This window comes from Telluria sp. BA11, from assembly GCF_056680305.1.
Genome location: NZ_CM155275.1, coordinates 3969514 through 3986564, shown reverse-complemented (window position 1 = coordinate 3986564; position 17051 = coordinate 3969514). Strand labels below are relative to the sequence as shown.

Annotated in this window: 17 protein-coding genes; 8 read left to right on the top strand and 9 right to left on the bottom strand. The window is 62.2% G+C overall.

The genetic code is table 11. The features are described 5' to 3' along the window. Positions 1 to 125 precede the first annotated feature (125 nt). Together rfaD and waaF are read right to left on the bottom strand one after the other, a co-directional pair. Complete coding sequence (gene rfaD, locus AC1MGT_RS17530) at positions 126 to 1136, bottom strand: ADP-glyceromanno-heptose 6-epimerase (RefSeq protein ID WP_332530429.1); 1011 nt, start codon at positions 1134 to 1136, stop codon at positions 126 to 128. Positions 1137 to 1170: 34 nt separating this feature from the next. Further along, positions 1171 to 2193 (bottom strand): lipopolysaccharide heptosyltransferase II, encoded by a 1023-nt coding sequence (gene waaF / locus AC1MGT_RS17525; protein ID WP_499501271.1) that lies wholly within the window; start codon positions 2191 to 2193, stop codon positions 1171 to 1173. A 148-nt stretch (positions 2194 to 2341) separates the two neighbouring features. Here waaF and AC1MGT_RS17520 point away from each other — a divergent pair, with 148 nt between their 5' ends. The 3 genes from AC1MGT_RS17520 (at position 2342) to AC1MGT_RS17510 (ending at position 6565) form a co-directional block, all read left to right on the top strand. Further along, on the top strand, positions 2342 to 2740 hold the full coding sequence (locus tag AC1MGT_RS17520) for a DUF2946 domain-containing protein (RefSeq protein WP_499501269.1): 399 nt from the start codon (positions 2342 to 2344) through the stop codon (positions 2738 to 2740). A 98-nt stretch (positions 2741 to 2838) separates the two neighbouring features. After that, a complete protein-coding gene (locus AC1MGT_RS17515; protein ID WP_499501267.1) occupies positions 2839 to 4986 on the top strand; it encodes a TonB-dependent receptor in 2148 nt (715 codons plus the stop codon). Between the two features lie 13 nt (positions 4987 to 4999). Then, positions 5000 to 6565 (top strand): PepSY domain-containing protein, encoded by a 1566-nt coding sequence (locus tag AC1MGT_RS17510; RefSeq protein ID WP_499501266.1) that lies wholly within the window; start codon positions 5000 to 5002, stop codon positions 6563 to 6565. On the opposite strand, the gene AC1MGT_RS17505 is transcribed toward AC1MGT_RS17510, so the two are convergent. From AC1MGT_RS17505 to AC1MGT_RS17485, 5 genes are all read right to left on the bottom strand, one after another. Next, positions 6501 to 7295, bottom strand: coding sequence for a fatty acid desaturase (locus tag AC1MGT_RS17505; protein ID WP_499501264.1), 795 nt, complete (start codon positions 7293 to 7295; stop codon positions 6501 to 6503). The two genes, AC1MGT_RS17510 and AC1MGT_RS17505, sit on opposite strands and share 65 nt — an antisense overlap. A gap of 149 nt (positions 7296 to 7444) precedes the next feature. Further along, positions 7445 to 8758 (bottom strand): VWA domain-containing protein, encoded by a 1314-nt coding sequence (locus tag AC1MGT_RS17500; protein ID WP_499501263.1) that lies wholly within the window; start codon positions 8756 to 8758, stop codon positions 7445 to 7447. A gap of 38 nt (positions 8759 to 8796) precedes the next feature. Further along, a complete protein-coding gene (locus AC1MGT_RS17495) occupies positions 8797 to 10356 on the bottom strand; it encodes a TerC family protein (protein ID WP_499501261.1) in 1560 nt (519 codons plus the stop codon). Positions 10357 to 10450: 94 nt separating this feature from the next. Further along, positions 10451 to 11281, bottom strand: coding sequence for a sterol desaturase family protein (locus AC1MGT_RS17490; RefSeq protein WP_499501259.1), 831 nt, complete (start codon positions 11279 to 11281; stop codon positions 10451 to 10453). A gap of 95 nt (positions 11282 to 11376) precedes the next feature. After that, positions 11377 to 12219, bottom strand: coding sequence for a PEPxxWA-CTERM sorting domain-containing protein (locus AC1MGT_RS17485; protein ID WP_499501257.1), 843 nt, complete (start codon positions 12217 to 12219; stop codon positions 11377 to 11379). A 35-nt stretch (positions 12220 to 12254) separates the two neighbouring features. Here AC1MGT_RS17485 and AC1MGT_RS17480 point away from each other — a divergent pair, with 35 nt between their 5' ends. From AC1MGT_RS17480 to AC1MGT_RS17465, 4 genes are all read left to right on the top strand, one after another. After that, complete coding sequence (locus tag AC1MGT_RS17480) at positions 12255 to 12416, top strand: hypothetical protein (RefSeq protein WP_499501255.1); 162 nt, start codon at positions 12255 to 12257, stop codon at positions 12414 to 12416. Positions 12417 to 12543: 127 nt separating this feature from the next. Next, positions 12544 to 12720 carry a DUF3606 domain-containing protein gene (locus tag AC1MGT_RS17475; RefSeq protein WP_499501253.1) on the top strand — a complete coding sequence of 59 codons (177 nt, stop codon included), beginning with the start codon at positions 12544 to 12546 and terminating at the stop codon, positions 12718 to 12720. Then, positions 12720 to 13583, top strand: coding sequence for an oxidoreductase (locus tag AC1MGT_RS17470; RefSeq protein ID WP_499501251.1), 864 nt, complete (start codon positions 12720 to 12722; stop codon positions 13581 to 13583). Before AC1MGT_RS17475 ends, AC1MGT_RS17470 begins: the two co-directional genes overlap by 1 nt. Before the next feature lie 49 nt (positions 13584 to 13632). Continuing rightward, complete coding sequence (locus tag AC1MGT_RS17465) at positions 13633 to 14319, top strand: dihydrofolate reductase family protein (RefSeq protein WP_499501249.1); 687 nt, start codon at positions 13633 to 13635, stop codon at positions 14317 to 14319. A gap of 102 nt (positions 14320 to 14421) precedes the next feature. On the opposite strand, the gene AC1MGT_RS17460 is transcribed toward AC1MGT_RS17465, so the two are convergent. Further along, on the bottom strand, positions 14422 to 15570 hold the full coding sequence (locus AC1MGT_RS17460) for an acyltransferase family protein (RefSeq protein ID WP_499501247.1): 1149 nt from the start codon (positions 15568 to 15570) through the stop codon (positions 14422 to 14424). A 138-nt stretch (positions 15571 to 15708) separates the two neighbouring features. On the opposite strand from AC1MGT_RS17460, the gene AC1MGT_RS17455 reads away from it, so the two are divergent. Further along, positions 15709 to 15843: a hypothetical protein gene (locus AC1MGT_RS17455; RefSeq protein ID WP_499501245.1), complete on the top strand. Its 135-nt coding sequence runs from the start codon at positions 15709 to 15711 to the stop codon at positions 15841 to 15843. Between the two features lie 127 nt (positions 15844 to 15970). Here the strand turns inward: AC1MGT_RS17455 and AC1MGT_RS17450 are convergent, their stop codons facing one another. Further along, entirely contained in the window at positions 15971 to 16909 is a 939-nt protein-coding gene (locus AC1MGT_RS17450) for a hypothetical protein (RefSeq protein ID WP_499501243.1), read from the bottom strand. Between the last annotated feature and the right edge of the window lie 142 nt (positions 16910 to 17051).

Here is a 17051-nt window from a genome sequence, read left to right as displayed (position 1 = left end):
TGGTTGTGTTGGAACCCAGGCGGCGCACGATGGCGTCGCATGGAACACGAGCAGGTTAGCGATTCAAGCGTAAAAACCGGGTATAAAGCTTGCCCCCCGGTGTATACGTGATGTAAACGTCGGCCTTAACGCACCGGCTGCGCGCGCAGCCAGTCCATGTATTTGGCCACGCCGGTGGCCGCGTCGGTAAACGGTTCGTTGTAGCCGGCCGCGCGCAGTGCCGAGATGTCGGCCTGCGTGAAGCTCTGGTATTTGCCTTTCAATTTGTCCGGGAACGGCAGGTACTCGAGCAGGCCCTGGTCGACGATCTCCTGCAGCGTCAAGGCTGGCTTGCCTTCGTTGGCAAGCGCGTTGGCCGTGGCCACCGCCAGGTCGTTGAACGGCTGCGCGCGCCCGGTACCCAGGTTGAAGATGCCGCGCTGCTCCGGATGGTCCAGGAAGAACAGGTTGACCTTGACGACGTCGTCGATGTAGACGAAATCGCGCATCTGCGCGCCGGCTTCGTAACCGTCGTTGGCGCCGAACAGACGCACCTTGCCGTCCTTCAGGAACTGGTGGTACTGGTGGAACGGCACCGACGCCATCGTGCCCTTGTGCCCTTCGAGCGGGCCGTAGACGTTGAAGTAGCGCAGGCCGACGACCTGGCTGCCCGCATCCTTGCCCTTGGTGGCCCAGTAGCGGCGCAGGTACTGGTCGAACAGGAATTTGGAATAACCGTAGACGTTCAGTGGGCGCTCGAGCGGCCGCTCTTCGCGAAACACGGTGCCCGCGCCATACACGGCGGCCGAGGATGCGTAGATGAACGGGATGTCCTGGCGCTGGCAGAATTCGAACAACGCGACCGTGTAGTCGTAGTTATTCTTCATCATGTAGCGGCCATCGGTCTCCATCGTGTTCGAGCACGCGCCCTGGTGCAGCACGGCGGTGAACTTGTTGTCGAACTCCCCGGCCTTCAGGCGCACCAGGAAGTCTTCCTTGTCGGCGTAGTCCGCGATCTCGGCGTCGACGATGTTATGGAATTTTTCGGGCCGCGACATATTGTCGACGGCGAACACGCTGAACGGCTGGCGCGCTGACAGTGCATGTACGAGGTTCGCGCCAATAAAACCTGCGGCGCCGGTAACCAGAATCATGATGGGGTCCTCTGTTAAATCGTTTGGCTTGCCCGCATCACGCAGCGGCAAGCATGGATTGCAAGGGCTGCCAGACAGCCTGCGGCAGGATCTGCTTCATGCAGTTCTGGTGGCCCAGCGGGCATTCACGCTGCTGGCAGGGCGAGCATTCGATGTGCAGCCACAGGATCTGCGCCAGTTGCGACAACGGCGGCGTATGGCGCGGATCGGTCGGGCCATAAATGGCCACCACCGGCCGCCCCAGCGCCGCGCCGATGTGCATCAGGCCCGAGTCGTTCGTGACCACGGCGGTGGCGCGCGAGATCAGCGCGATGGCTTCGGCCAGCGAGGTCGAACCGGCCAGGTTATGCGCCTGCGGCACAATCGCGGTGATCTCGTCGCAGACCGCGCGGTCTTTCGGTGAGCCGAGCAGCAGGATCTGTACATCCGGCCGATGGGCCAGGATCGTCTGCGCCAGCTCGGCGAAGTACGTGGACGGCCAGCGCTTGGCCGGGCCGAATTCGGCGCCCGGTGCGAACACGACGTGCGCGCCGCCCGGCAGTTGCAGGCGCGCGAGCGCGGCCTGCGCTTCTGCTGGCGCCACCGTCATCGCCGGTTCGGGCAGGCGCTCGGGCCGCGCCAGGTCGCGCACCGGCGCGTCGGCCAGCGCCTGGTAGAACTGGGCCATCGGACGCGGCGCGGTCTTGTCGTCGTGGTGCATGACATTGACCAGGCCATAGCGCATCTCGCCCTTGTAGCCTACGCGGCGCGGGATGCCGGCCAGCCACGGGATCAGCGCGAACTTGAGCGTGTTGGGCAGGACGTACGAGTCGGCGTAACCGCGCGCCTTGAGCATTTTTGCGAACGCCTTGCGCTCTTTCCACTGCAACGCGCCATGCTTGAATGGCGACTCGATCACCGTATCGACTTCGCGCATTGCGCGCCAGACCGGGGCGACCCAGGTGGGCGCGACCACATCGATCGGGCGATCGGGATGGCGCTCCCGGAGCCGGCGCAGCAAGGGCTGGGCCATCACGGCGTCGCCGATCCAGTTCGGGGAAATGACAAGGGTGCGCGGCATCGTGTTGGTCGTGGGTAGCGGGAATGGTAGGCCGCGATTATAGCAATCGCACGCGGTATCGTTCGCGACCCGGTCGCTGGCCGCCCGGCAAGATGGACAAATTGACCTCCCGTGCGCCGCGGCGCGCTGCCCCGACTATAATTTTCATATGCACAGGCTTCGCACAACCCGCGCGCTGTATGGCTGGACCGTCCTCGTGGCGTTCCTGTTTGGCCTGTTCACGCCCGTGCTGTCGCATGCGATGGCCCTGGCCACCGCGCAGCCACCCAATGCCTATCTGTCCGAGATTTGCAGCGCCAGCGGCACGCGCCACGTCCTGGTCGTGGACGACGCGGGCCAGACGACGGCGCCACCGGTGCCCGACATGTCACACTGTGACTTGTGCTGCTCGCACCAGCACGCCGCCATGGCGCCGCCCTACGCTGGCGCGCTGCTGGTGGCAAGCCTCGAGCGCGATCCCTACCCGCCCCTGTTCTATCAGGCGCCACGTCCGCAATTCGCCTGGACAGCTGCGCAATCGCGCGGGCCGCCCCCATCCCTTTCCTGATCCGTCCTCACCCTTGATTCCGGCGCTGCATCCCCATGCAGCACCGGCGGACCATGCGCGACGCGCCATCGCCGTTCGTCGCGCGCACAGGAAATGCAATGACCCCATGTCTTCACGCCGGGCCGCGCACGATCGCGCTCGCCCTGGGCTTTACCTTCGTCGTCCCGTGGCAGGTGCACGCCCAGACCATCCCCACCGTCGAGATCACGGCCGATGCACCGCGCGCCGGCAGCCTGCTCGACCTCGACACGCCACTCGATACCGCCAGCCGCCTTGGCTTGAGCGCACGTGAAACACCGGCCACCGTCACCGTTGTCGACCGCGCACTGATCGACGTGCGGGGCGCCCAGGACACGCAGGAAATCCTGCGCGCCATCCCCGGCGTAACCGCCCACAATGCGCCGGGCAATATCGGCGTGAGCTACCGGGGCTTTGGCAGCGGCTCGATCAGCCAGCTGTTCAACGGCATCAACGTCCAGTATGCGATCGCCGCGCGCCCCGTCGACAGCTGGATCATCGACCGGGTCGAAGCCATCGGCGGACCATCGAGCTTTCTGTTCGGCTCGGGCGCTGTCGGCGGCTCGATCAACTACGTCACCAAACTGGCCGAGACGCGCGAGTTTTCAGAAGCCCAGGCACGGCTTGGCGCACATGGCTTGAAAGAAGTGTCGGTCGGCCTGAACCGCCAACTGAGCGATGGCCAGTACGCACGCATCGACATCAACCACCGCGACACCGGCAGCCCGATCGACGGCGTCGACAGCCGCTCGACCCAGCTCGCGGCGTCCCTGCTCTCGCAGTTCGGGCGCGGCGTGACGCATACGCTGGCCTATGAATTCCAGCAGGAAGACGTGGACCGGCCGTACTGGGGCACGCCGCTGGCCAATCCGATTGCCGGCCAGACGCGCATCCTCGAGGCTACGCGCTTCAAGAACTACAACAGTGCCGACGGCGTCTACGACCAGCGCGTGCACTGGCTGCGCTCGATCGGCAAGTGGCAGGTCAGCGATGCGCTGCAGTTCACGAATACGCTGTACCTCTACGATGCGCTGCGTGACTACCGCAACGTCGAGACCTACCGCTTCAACCCGTCCAACACGGCCGTGATCCGCTCGGCCGCCCTGCTCCAGCGCCACGACCAGCGCATGGTGGGCGATCGCCTTGATGGCGTGTACAAGAGCCACATCGGCGCACGCCGCAGCGATTGGGCCTTTGGCCTGGACGTCAGCGTCAACAAGCAGACGCGCTTTCCGAACAGCCTGCCCGCCACGGTCAGTACAGTCGACCCGTACGACTTCGTCACCGAACGCTTCTTCGCGGTGCAGGGCATGAGGCCGGGCTTCCGCCCCGACCGCGACAACAAGGTCACGACAACGGCCCTGTATATCGAGAACCGCACTGCGCTGGTGCCCGCCCTGAACCTGGTGACCGCGCTGCGCCACGAGCGCATTGAACTCGACCTGACCAACCGCCGCGAGGTGACCAGCGCCAGCCCGGCCAGCTTCGCGCGCAGCTACACGCCGACGACGGGCCGCCTTGGCCTGATATGGGACGTCACGCCCGACATGAACCTGTATGCGCAATACGCGACAGCGGCCGATCCACCGTCCGGCGTGCTGTCGACCGCCTCGTTCGCGGACGTGCGCACCAACAGCGAGCTGACGACAGGACGCCAGTTCGAAGTGGGCAGCAAGCTGGGATTCTGGGACGGCAAGGGCACGGCGACGCTGGCCGCGTACCACATCACGCGCAAGAACATCGCGACGCAGGACCCGAATAACAGCGCGCTGACCCTGCTCGTGGGCGAGCAGACGTCGCAAGGCGTCGAACTGGCTGTCGGCCTGCAGCCGACGCGCCGCATTGGCCTGCAGGGCAATGTCACCTACGTGGATGCCGAATACCAGAACTACCGCCAGGGCAACGTGTCGCTGGCCGGGAAGACGCCGGTCAACACGCCGGCGACCGTGGCCAACCTGTGGCTGTCGTACGCCATCACGCCGGCGCTGCAGACGAACATCGGCGTGCGCCGGGTCGGCAAGGTGTATGCGGATGTAGCCAACACGCTGTACTGGCCGGCCTATACGTTCGTCGACCTGGGCCTGGCCTACCAGATCAACCGCGACGTCACGCTGGTCGGGCGCGTGCGCAATCTGACCGACCGGATCTACGCCGCCAACGTGAACAGCACGATGGCGTACCTGGGCGCGGCGCGCACGGCGGACGTGTCGCTGCGCGTGGCGTTCTAAGGGGGAGCCCGGCATGAAGGCACAACTCAAGCGCTGGCTGTTCCTGACCCACCGCTGGCTGGGCATCGGTGGTTGCGTGCTGTTTGCGATGTGGTTCGCGTCAGGCATCGTGATGATGTATGTCGGCTACCCGAAACTGACCGATGCCGAACGGCTGGCGCATCTCCCGGCGCTGTCGCAAAAGGCGCCGCTGCTGGCACCAGACGTGGCGCTGGCCAGGGCCGGTGTCTCCAAGCCGCTGGACGGGTTGCGCCTGGCGGCGTCCAGTGGCGGGCGCGCCGTGTATGTGGCGACGCCGATTGCCAGCGGCAAGAGCGGCGCCACCGTCATCGACGCGATCAGCGGCGCGCGCGTTGAAACGGTGAACGCGGCCGATGCGCTGGCCAGTGCTGGCGCCTGGGCCGGCCCCGGCGTGAACGTGCATTACCGGGACGTGATCGACGAAGACGCCTTCACCCATTCGCGCGGGCTCGATGCGCAGCGCCCGCTGCACCGGGTGGAGGTGATTGACGCCGATCGCACGCTGCTGTACGTGTCCGGGAAAAGCGGTGAGGTCGTGCGCGACGCAACGCGCAGCGAACAGTTGTGGAATTACGCCGGCGCCTGGATCCACTGGCTGTATCCGTTTCGCGGCAACGTGTTCCAGCCTTACTGGACCAATATCGTCAATTACCTGGCCATCGCCGGCATCGCCGCTGCGCTGTCGGGCACCGTGGCCGGCATCCTGCGCTGGCGTTTTCGTACGCCCTACCGAAGCGGTGCGCGCACGCCCTACCCGACTGCGATGATGCGCTGGCACCACGTGACGGGCCTGCTGTTTGCGCTGGTGACGATCGCGTGGATCTTCAGCGGCCTGATGTCGATGAACCCGTGGCACATCTTCGACACGGGTGCGCCGAAGCTGCGCATGGAGGCGCTGCAGGGCGGATCATTGACGCTGACGGGCCAGGACGCCGCGCCGCCAGCGCTGCTGGCCGCCAGCACGGGCGCCGTGCGCGAGCTGCGCTGGGTGCGCGTGCTGGGCCAGAACCGCGTGCTGGCGTACCGCGCGGGCGGCGCGCCGCAGGTGCTGGACAGCCACACGGCGCGACCGGTGACGCTCGACACGGCGGCGCTGTGGGCTGCCGCCACGCACCTGGTCGATGCACCCGTCGCACGGGTCGAGCAACTGGCCGCGTATGACCTGTATTACTACGCGCGCGATGCGCACACGATGATGGGCGGCGCCGACAAGCCGCTACCGGCATTACGTCTCGTGTTCGACGATCCGCATGCGACCTGGGTGCATCTCGACCCGCATACGGGTGCGGTGCTGGGCCACATCGACAGCGGCAAGCGCACCAGCCGCTGGCTGTTTGCGATGCTGCATTCGTGGGACTGGCTGCCGCTGCTGGAACGGCGGCCGCTATGGGACATCGTGCTGGTCGTGCTGAGCCTCGGTGGTTTGCTGCTCAGCGTGACGGGCGTGGTGATCGGGTGGCGCCGGCTTGGCAAGAAGCTGCGCCCGGCGGGCGTCAACCCGCCGCGTGCCGCCGTGCCTGCGGCGCATCCGGCGCCGGCAAGCGGTCGACATGGTTGATGGTCACGAGGCGCACGAACGAGAGGATGCGGATGACGAGCCAGCCCGCATCGAACTCCCACCACTTCATCGACAGCTTGGCCGACGCCGGATTGGCGTGGTGGTTGTTGTGCAGCTCGGCGCCGCCGAAGATGATCCCGATCGGGAAGAAGTTACGTGACGCTTCCTTCGTCTCGAAGTTACGGTAGCCCACCACGTGGAAGATCCCGTTGATGAAGCCCGAGGCCCAGAATGGCAGGATCGAAAACTGGAACAGCCAGATCAAAAAGCCGTTGGTCACGCCGAACGCAAGCATCTCGAGCGCCAGGAACAGGAACGCGCCGCGGAAGCGGTGCTTTGTATACAGATGCGCGTCCATCCAGTCTTCCTTGATGCCCACGCCGTAGGCCTTGATCAGGTCAGCGTTGCGGGCGGCTTTACGGTACAGCAGCGTGCCCTTGGTCAGAATGGTCCAGAGGCCGTGGATCTGCGGGCTGTGCGGGTCGTCGACCGTGTCGCACTTGGCGTGGTGCTTGCGGTGCACCGCCACCCAGGCCTTGGCGGTCACGCCGTAGGTCGTCAGCCAGATCCACAGGCGAAACAGCTGGCACAGCATCGGGTGGAACGTGATCGCGCGGTGGCTGCGCGAACGATGCAGATACAGTTCGCTGGCAAACACGGTCATGATGTACGACGCGGCCATGGTGAGCGCGACGCCCGTTGGGTTGAGCTGGATGAATCCTTCGAACACGTTGTTTCTCCTGTTGTACACGGTCTGTGGACGTAACGACGTCCTGACGATGCGACAAGAGTAACGTGCAACTACCGGTTTCTAACGACTGAGAAGAGCGGTATTTCCGGGCCTGTTTGCATGACAAATGCGAACCCTTCTACCGCGCATCAGCCGATCATGCCGAGCGCCCTGACCTGCTTCACCCACTGCGGGTATTCGTTCATCAACAGGTCGTACAGCGCGGCGTCGGGATGCTCGTCGGGCGAGGCGACCGAGAAGAAATCCGCGTTATCGACGAGGCGGCCATCAAGCTCGTCGAGTTTTTCGAGGAACGGGAAATCCGAGTCGGCGAAGCTGGCCAGCGCCTTGGCCTTGGACTTGCGCCCTTTGCCGATGCCCATGAACTGCCAGAAGATCGGCTCGCGGCTGGCCCAGCGCAGCTGGCGTTCGGTCAGCGGCTTGTCGGACGTCGAGCCGTCGGTAACGAACATCACGTACACCGGCACGGCGGCCTTGGCGACGGCACGGCGTTCGCCACCACGCGCATCCGGGAAGTAGTGGCGGCGCACGGCTTCGATCGCGGCGCCGTAGCGGGTATCACCTTCGAGCGGGTGGCGCGTGATGATGCCCTTGATGTAGTTCGGCCAGTTCGACAGGCCCATCGCCTCGCCCTGGTGGACGTTGCGGCCAAACAGGAACACGTCGATCTCGCCGTCGTCATCGAAGCGGCAGCCCAGCACCAGGATGCGCTCGGCGAATTTCTGCACCAGACCCTTGCTGTACAAGGCGCTCATCGAACCGGAGATGTCGAGCACCAGGCAGACCTTGGCACGATGCTGCGCGAGCCCCGCTTTTTCGAGCGACACGGCAGCCGACTTGACCAGATTGACCAGCTGCGGCGCGGCCTGGGCCACGCGCTTTTCGAGGTCGACCGATGGTGCTGAAGGCGCCGGGGGCGCGTCATCCGCCACTGCGCCGCCGAAGTGACGCACCAGCGCATCCAGCCCGCCGTTGAAGCCCTGCCCCACGGCCATGAAGCGCCAGCCGCCGTCCTTGCGATACAGCTCGCCCAGCATGACGGCTCGCTCGCCGGCGAAGTCGCTGCCGCTGAACGTGAAGCGCGCGAACTCACCTTGCGGACCAACCAGGCGCAGGTAACCGGTCTGCAGTTGCGCCATCGTCGCTGCGCCCTCGGTGCTGGCGACGATGCTGACGCGTTCGACCCAGCCAGGTAGCCGCGCGAGCTGGAAACTGAAGCCCGCAGCATCCTGGCCGACCGCGACCAGCGCCACGCCGCCGCACGGCGTCGCGGGCTGATTGAAAAACGTCATGTAGCGTTCGTCCGCCAGCTTGCCGGCGGCGCTTAGCGCGAAGCACGCGACATCGAGCGCCAGTCCCTGGGCCGATACGCCCGCCTGCAGGACGCCGTCTGGTACCACGGTGGACAGGGGCAGGCGCTGGCCCCGGGAGAGTGCTTGCATGATCGTGTCCCTGTCAAAAACGGTCGTTCAACTTGTCGTCAAAGCGGATCGGCAATGCGGGTAACCAGCACCGAGGCGATGCGCCGTTCGAGCACCTCTTCGACTTCCATGCGCAAGCCTTCGATCTCGATGCCGTCGCCCACCAGCGGCAAGGTGCCGAAGCGCTCGAGCATCAGGCCGGCCAGCGACGTGTAATCGTCGGTGTCGCCCACCAGCGCGTCCACCTCGAGCACCTGTTCCAGGTAGTGCAGGTCGGCCGTGCCATCCACGCGCCAGCGCCCGCCGCCCAGGTCCTGCACCACGGGCTGCTCGTCTTCGTCCGGGAATTCGCCGGCGATGGCTTCGAGGATGTCAATTGGCGTGACCAAGCCCTGCAAGGTACCGTATTCGTCGGCGATGATGACCAGCTGGCCGTGCGAGCGCTTGAGGCGGTCCATCACCTTGAGCACGCCGCTGGCATCGGGCAGGATGATCGGCACGCGGATATTGTTCGCATCGATCGCGCCTGACAGCGCCAGGTCGGCGATCAGGTCTTTCGCGCGCGCGACGCCGATCACTTCATCGAGCTCGCCCCGGCAGACCGGGAAGAAGCCGTGCGGCGTGGCCAGGAGCTGGGCGCGGATCGTGTCGGCATCGTCCTCGATATTGATCCATGAGATGTCCGAGCGGTTGGTCATGATCGAGCGCACCGAGCGCTGCGACAGGCTCAGGACCCCGCTGACCATATTGCGCTCTTCGAGCTCGAAGGTCGGCTCGTCGGGCTTTTGCTTCTGCTGTTTGCTCGTCACCGGGGCCGGCTCGTCGCCCGGCTCGATCCCGCGCGTGCTGCCCAGCAGGCGCAGCACCGCATCAGCCGTGCGGTCGCGCAGCGGGATGTGCGCATCCTGCTTGACGAAGTTGCGGCGCGCCAGCTGGTTGAGCAGTTCGATGACCACCGAGAAGCCGATCGCCGCGTACAGGTAACCCTTCGGAATATGGAAGCCCAGGCCTTCGGCGATCAGCGACAGGCCGATCATCAAGAGGAAGCTCAGGCACAGCACGACGACGGTCGGATGCGCGTTGACAAAGCGCGTGAGCGGCTTGGACGCAAACAGCATGACGCCCATCGAGATCACGACGGCGGCCATCATGACGCCCAGCTCATCGACCATGCCGACCGCGGTGATCACAGCGTCGAGCGAGAACACGGCGTCGAGCACGATGATCTGCGCGACGACGGCAGCGAAGCTCGCGTAGGCGCGCTTGCCGGTAGCGACCTGCAGCTTGCCTTCGACGCGCTCGTGCAGCTCCATCGTGGCCTTGGCCAGCAGGAAGAAGCCGCCCACCAGCAAAATCAGGTCGCGCCCGGAGAACGTCAGCGGGCCGAGGGCAATCAGGGGCGCGGTGAGTTTGACGAGCCAGGCGATGACGGTCAGCAGGCCAAGGCGCATGATCATGGCGAGCGACAGGCCGACAAGGCGGGCTTTGTCACGCTGGTGCGGGGGGAGTTTGTCCGCCAGGATGGCGATGAAGATCAGGTTGTCGATGCCAAGGACGATCTCGAGCACGACAAGGGTGAACAAGCCGACCCAGATATTTGGGTCAAAAAGCCATTCCATTAGGTGTGTTTGGTAGTGATTGGCCCGTCATTGTACGCGATCACGCCGTCAATCAAGCAGATCCGGGGGGCCGCCGTTGTATTGGCGTCGCCCTTCAAAATGGCCGTTCGGGCGCCGGTCTGGCCGTCGGTGCCGGCAGCAGCGGCTCGATCAACTGGCGGCTCAAAGTGGGCGCGAGCGGCGTGTCCGTCCCCACTTCGGCCGGCCAGTGGCGTGGCAGGTAGTGACTGTCGAACAAGCGGTCCAGGAATGGCAACGTGGACGCATAGTTGCGGTTGAGGTGCTCGTGCCGACTGTGGTGCCAGTGATGAAAGGCCGGCGTCGTGACGAGCCATTCGAGCGGGCCGAAACGCCAGCGCAGGTTGGCGTGGATGAAGAAGCCCCACAACGTGCCCAGCACGATCAGTGCGGCGGGCGCGGCGCTGCCGGCCACCGTCGGGCTGGCCAGGCCCAGCAGATACAGCGGCACGATGCCGAACAGGCGCGTGACAACCATGTCGACGGGATGGCTGCGCGTATTGGCAAGGAAGTGCATGCGTTCGGTGCTGTGGTGCAGCGCATGAAAACGCCACAGCCACGGCAGCTCATGGCTGAGCCGGTGGCCCCAATAGAAACCCGTTTCGGCGATTACGAAGGCAAGCACCATGCGCACCGCGAGGGGCAAGCCGGCGATGGCGGTGGTCAAGGCGTCCGGCACCAGCCAGGCGGCCAGCATGGCCAGCAGCGCCAACGGCGCGCTCAGCAGCACGATGGGCACCAGGCTGCTGAGGAAGTAATACGCGAGGTTGTGGCGCAACTCGCCGTTCGGGCCGTCGTGGCGCACGCCGAACCAGCGCTCCAGCGGCACGAACAGGGCCGTGAGCAGGATCAGCCAGACGCACAGGCGCAGTGCGGTGGCAGCGAATTCGGCGAGGGAAACGTTCATGGCAAATGCAGCGTGCGAAATGAGGATCAACCAACAGCAAGCCGGTAGCGGGAAGTGCCCTTATGGGCAAGCGCGATGCTACCGGGCGTGCAAAATCATACGCGTGCGTTGCGGCGGCGGCGTGCGTTGACGGCAAGCAGGCCCAGGCCACCGATCATGAGCATCCAGGTTGCCGGCTCCGGCACTTCTGCATTCAACGCAACATTATCCAGCAGCATGAATGGCGGAGCGCCTGGTGCGGTGCCCCGGGCCAGGAACGACAGCATTTCGCTGGCGTTGGTTGCGGTAAACGCCATGGTGGCCGTTTTCCATCCACTAAATGCATTGTCGGCAATGCTCAAAGGCGCGGTGCTGGCGGTGGCACTACCGAAGCCCACTTCCCAGAAGTTGTCGTAGTTGGCGCCATAGAAACCGACCTGCTGCGCCAGCGCGTAATCAAACGTCAGCAGGTAGCTGGTGCCGATTGTCAGGCCACTGATCAGTTGAGACAGCATGCCCGGATGGTATTGCGAATCCGACGCAAAGAAATTGCCACCGGTTGGCGATGCAGTGTAACCATTGCCCTTCCCTTCGAGCCACAGCGCTGACCGCGGGGTGTTCGCAATCGTGCCATCCAATACGAAGTTATATCCGCCGCCCTTGCCGCCGTTTTCGCTGCTGGTCCAGCCGGTCAGCGTCGTGCGGTCAGATTCAAGATGCGTACCGTTGACCTTCTTGTTACCACCTTTGGAAGTCAACTCGAAGTCGCCGTTCTTGACCAGAATCGGGCTGCCGTGGGCGATCCCCGCGCTGAACGTGATGAAAGCTGACAGGAACAGCAGGACTGACTTGATGCGCATGGGACGGACTCCGTGGAATATCGACATTGGTGACAGATAGCGGCATTTTCCTGGGATCGACACGGCCCAGACAATGAAACTTTTGTGAATGATGATCAATTTTTATTGCCTGTAAATATTCTAGCAGATTCTCAATGCGCAAGATCAATATTTATATTGCAATTTTGTTGCCTTTATGCATTTTTCAGGGTGTTTTGGCAAAGTACCTTGCAAACGGCAGTGCCAGGACACCCACGCTGGACGAATTGCATAAAACATTGGACGAACAGCATGCAGCGAAAACAACAGACAGGTAGCAAGGCGCCGCCGGATGGAAGGCATGCCCTGGCGGTCTATTACATGAAGTTGTTCAGCGGTTCGTGAAATCACGCACTGACTCAGTACTCTCTGGCCGCGCATCCTGCAGTTTTGAGGAGATAACCCATGTCAGATAATCTTTCAAACAAAGGCAACCCAGACCGCAACCTCATCAGTCTCACCGAGGCGCACGAGGTCCGTTATTGGACTGAAGCCCTGGGCATCAGCAAGGAAGAGCTGGAGCGCGTGGTTGGCCAAGTGGGCCACAGTGCGGCCAAGGTGCGCGAGCACTTGAATAAGTAATGCAGCGCTTTCCGGAGCAGGACAACACGCCGGTCTGGTTCATTACCGGCTGTTCAACTGGCCTGGGCCGGGCTTTGGCTGAACTGATCGTTCAGCGCGGTTGGCGCGTGGTCGTCACCGCGCGCGACAAGCACGCCATTACAGACCTCGAAGGCAGCGCACCGGACCGGGTACTCGCACTGTCTCTCGATGTCACCCGTCCGGCAGACATCGATGCAGCCGTTGCTGCGACGCGCGACCATTTCGGCCGCATCGACGTTTTGGTCAACAACGCGGGGTACGGCTACCAGAGCACTGTCGAAGAAGGTGAAGAAGCGGAAATTCGTGCGCAATTCGACACGAACGTTTTCGGCCTGTTCGCCATGACGCGGGCGGTCCTTCCCCTGATGCGCGAGCAGCGCAAGGGCAACATCCTCAACATCACCTCGGTCGCTGGCCTCATCGGTTATCCGGGGTCCGGCTACTACGCCGCATCCAAGCATGCGGTCGAGGGCTGGTCGGACGCGCTGCGCGCCGAAGTGCTTCCGCTGGGAATTGGCGTGACGTGCGTCGAGCCTGGGCCGTTTCGCACGGATTGGGCGGGCCGCTCCTTGCGCCAGACAACGAGCGGGATCGCTGATTACGCTGATACGGCAGGAAAACGCTTGGCCGGGACGAAAGAAACGAGCGGCGCGCAGGCCGGTGACCCGGTCAGGGCCGCGCAGGCCATGGTCACGATTGCGAATGGCGCCGACGCGCCACGGCATCTCGTGCTCGGCGCCTGGGGTTTTAATGCGGTTGTTGAGCGCCTGGAGGAACGCGTTCGCGACATCTCGATGCAACGTGATCTGAGTTTGTCTGCCGACTTTGATGACGAGGCATGACCCTTTTAATTGACGAGCAATTTGTTGATGTCTCGTTCTGGAGAATTTAATGAAACCCTATGTTATTTGCCACATGATGTCATCCATCGACGGGCACGCGCTGACCGATGGCTGGGATCGGCCATTCAAGAACGCTGCGGGCGACCTGTACGAAAAGCTCGCCGCGACGTTTGACTTTGATGGCTGGATTTGTGGCCGCACGACCATGGAAGAAATCGCGCATGGCGAAGGGTATCCGAAAGGGTTGGCGAAGGAGCCGATCCCACGTACGCCCTATTTTGCCAAGCGTGATGCGAAGACCTACGCCATTGCCATCGATGGTCACGGCAAGGTCGCCTGGAAGAGCAATGAAGCACTCGGCTCCCACGTGGTCGCGGTGTTGACGGAAGCCGTGTCGGACGACTATCTGGCCTATCTGCAGTCGATCGAGGTGTCGTATTTTTTCGCAGGCAAAACCGATATCGATCTGGCGCAGGTCGTGCAGACCCTGGCCGATGAACTGGGCACGAAGCGGCTGATCGTCGAAGGCGGGCCGCACGTCAGCGGCTCGTTCGTCAATGCAGGGCTGGTCGATGAAGTCAGCGTGCTGATATTGCCGCTGATCGACGGGCGTGGCCATCATCCTGCGTCGTTTGAAATTGCCGAAGAGTCCTGGAAGCAGCCGAGTTACCTGAAACTCGACTCGGCCGAGGTTCAGGACAGTGGCGGCGTCTGGCTGCGTTACAAGCGGTCGTGACGCGTTCGGCGCGCGGTGATCATTGATTCGCGCGCGCCAGCGTTCGACCCACGGCCTGTCTGAATGGATTGAGGACCTGAGACCATCAGGGCCGGCCGGGGATTATGTGCTTCGCTTGCCAAGCCGCTTGCCCACGGCGATTCCTGGCTTCTCGACGTAGTGGTATGCCATGCCAGACAGGCCGAGAGTGACCAGCGCCAGCACCGCAACAAACATCCAGTACATTGGCACTGACATGTCCGCGGCGACATCTTTGCCGACAAGAAAATTTATCGCCACGAATAGCACGATGCCATGGATTAAATAGATACCGTAAGCGAGTTCGCCGAGTCTGTGAGACGTCGGCAGCGAGAGTAAGCCGAACATATTTGCACCGCCGGCAATCACGCAGAAGGCGGTGATCAGCGCGATACACGGCGCAATCTGCAGCAGATTTTCAAATTGAAGCGCTGCAGCAAAACAAAGTAGCACCAATATTGATGCCACCCTTTTTTCACAGAATCGCGTAAATCTCGGATCACGCACCAGATACGCGGCCAGGATGCCACCAACAAATACTGCTGCAAATCGACTATTCAATCCGATCCGCCAACCGATGATCAGCGCTGCGACCGAGACAAGCAGCATGAGCCAACCTGGACGTTGCCCTACAGCCAGCGAAATCAATGGCAGGGCCAGATAGAAACACCACTCGTACCGGAGCGACCACGTCACGCCAGCCATGATGATCCAGGAATCCGTGTGACCATTGAGTGGCGCTGCAGTAGGAATGGTGAACAACAGCCACTTCGCAACGGCGAGGAAAATCGCCTGCGGGCTGTCGACGACGCGCCAGTCTGACAGGTAGGCAACGGTTAGAAAAACAAATACCAGGACCACGTAATAGAGCGGCGCAATACGGAAAAAACGGCCGATGAAAAATGCTTTCCAGTCAAACCTGCGCCCCCGCGCATTCATTAGTTTGTCATAGAATAAAAAACTCGTGATCATAAAAAACATGAGAACGCTGGCCTGGCCCAGAGGTCCGTATAGATTTGGCCGAGGTACATCCCATTTGCCTGTCTGAACCAATACGAACCACATGCACGCATGGTGCAACATCACGAAGAGTGCGAGATATCCACGCAGACCGTTGATCGTGGCAAACCGCATCGGCGGAGGACTTTTGTCTTCAAATACGAACGTGATTTTGATCGCCAAGAATGCCAACAGCGTTAAAGCGACAGCGAAGACAGGATTAGAAATATTCATACAATTGGCAAAGTTGGCTACTTTGCAATTATATATGGTGGCGTGATGCGAGCGTCCACCTCGACCTGCACCCCATCTTGCGCGAACCTCGAGCCAGCGCAGACCTTCGGTTGACCGCTTTTTGCGTCGAACTAACGGGTGCGTCATCAAGAACTCGAACGGCTGGACACCAGAACGCCGGGGCAGGCAGGCCGCGGCAATCCGTCGGTGGACGCCGCGGCGCAAGTCGACCGGCCCGAGAACGTCGGACCAGAAGGCGATCGCAAGCCGTAATGGTGTCAGGTCGTCCGCGTACCGTAAGGAGCTGGCCGTGATCGAAGCAGAGCTGAAGCGAGTAGCACTTCTTGTGCACAGCTATATGCGACGGCAAGGACGTGCGAAGCGCTAGCCTTCAGCAAATTCATGTTATTGCCGAAGGTTCGCCGGTAGCCACAAAATCAAGGAGCTCGGCTAAACCCATCTTACGCAGCGACGCTTCGGTATCGCCTGGCAAGCTAACTTCCCCGCCTGCTTGTTCGACCAAATAGCGGAACAGTTCGACATGATAGTGCTGCTGCTCAGGAGCCTGCCATTCACCACCCCAGGTCAGCGGAATGTGTGGCGCGTAAGAAAGCGACTTCGGTATGAACATCGGGCAGAACAGGGCACTCGTAACGTCGAGCCCCTCTTTAGCTGCTACTGCAGAAAAATCTATCTCCATGTAACGTGGCCGATGCAGTAATCGAACCAAGCCACGCAGTCCTCGAATTCCAACGAACTGTCTGGTTGACCCGGCTTCAAAGACACAGCCGAAGTCGGCCGGCACTAATATGACATCAGCCTCGAAGTGGCGCAGGAACGCATCTTCGCCTTGTCCAAGCGCTTCATATGCAGCATCTCGTGCAACGTCGACGATCACCACCTGATGCCGATCGGGCCTATGCGTCAACGCTGCGTCGTAGGACATTACACCGGCGCGGATGCCCAGCCGCTCCAATGCACGCGAAGCGACTTCGGTATCGCTCCGTATCCCGGCGCTTATGTGCAAGGTGTTTAGTCGATACGCCTTACTCGCCACGAATGCGAGGTTGTGCGAGACAGTGGTCGTCCCCACACCGCCCTTCAAGTTCGCTACCGCAATCGTTATTGATTTTCTAGCCGGCCATGTAATGAGGGCGCAGCCGTCTTTCAGAGCTTTTGCCCTGACAAGTTCCGTTACCCACCCTATAAGGCTTGGTTCAACTGGATTGATGCCGTTGAGCCAGCGGCTCACGGTTTCTGGGGCAGTAGTTTTGCCGTCCTCGCGGCAGGTTGTAATCATTTTTGCGAGCGCTACGCCGCTTAGCCCTAGGTACATCATTGCTCGCCTTAGCAGTACCGCGTGTTGAGTCATTGATGCCATGCCTATAAATATTGTTATTTAGATTAACAATCTTAGCGTAAACGCATATGAGCGCAAGCTTATTTTTCCACTCATGACGCTATGCTTACGACAGCGTGAC

Bases quoted from the DNA above. Each gene is read 5' to 3' on its own strand.
- waaF (WP_499501271.1), bottom strand. From the start codon at position 2,193: ATGCCGCGCACCCTTGTCATTTCCCCGAACTGGATCGGCGACGCCGTG.
- AC1MGT_RS17520 (WP_499501269.1), top strand. From the start codon at position 2,342: ATGCACAGGCTTCGCACAACCCGCGCGCTGTATGGCTGGACCGTCCTC.
- AC1MGT_RS17515 (WP_499501267.1), top strand. From the start codon at position 2,839: ATGACCCCATGTCTTCACGCCGGGCCGCGCACGATCGCGCTCGCCCTG.
- AC1MGT_RS17510 (WP_499501266.1), top strand. From the start codon at position 5,000: ATGAAGGCACAACTCAAGCGCTGGCTGTTCCTGACCCACCGCTGGCTG.
- AC1MGT_RS17500 (WP_499501263.1), bottom strand. From the start codon at position 8,758: ATGCAAGCACTCTCCCGGGGCCAGCGCCTGCCCCTGTCCACCGTGGTA.
- AC1MGT_RS17495 (WP_499501261.1), bottom strand. From the start codon at position 10,356: ATGGAATGGCTTTTTGACCCAAATATCTGGGTCGGCTTGTTCACCCTT.
- AC1MGT_RS17490 (WP_499501259.1), bottom strand. From the start codon at position 11,281: ATGAACGTTTCCCTCGCCGAATTCGCTGCCACCGCACTGCGCCTGTGC.
- AC1MGT_RS17480 (WP_499501255.1), top strand. From the start codon at position 12,255: ATGCGCAAGATCAATATTTATATTGCAATTTTGTTGCCTTTATGCATT.
- AC1MGT_RS17475 (WP_499501253.1), top strand. From the start codon at position 12,544: ATGTCAGATAATCTTTCAAACAAAGGCAACCCAGACCGCAACCTCATC.
- AC1MGT_RS17470 (WP_499501251.1), top strand. From the start codon at position 12,720: ATGCAGCGCTTTCCGGAGCAGGACAACACGCCGGTCTGGTTCATTACC.
- AC1MGT_RS17465 (WP_499501249.1), top strand. From the start codon at position 13,633: ATGAAACCCTATGTTATTTGCCACATGATGTCATCCATCGACGGGCAC.
- AC1MGT_RS17460 (WP_499501247.1), bottom strand. From the start codon at position 15,570: ATGAATATTTCTAATCCTGTCTTCGCTGTCGCTTTAACGCTGTTGGCA.
- AC1MGT_RS17450 (WP_499501243.1), bottom strand. From the start codon at position 16,909: ATGATGTACCTAGGGCTAAGCGGCGTAGCGCTCGCAAAAATGATTACA.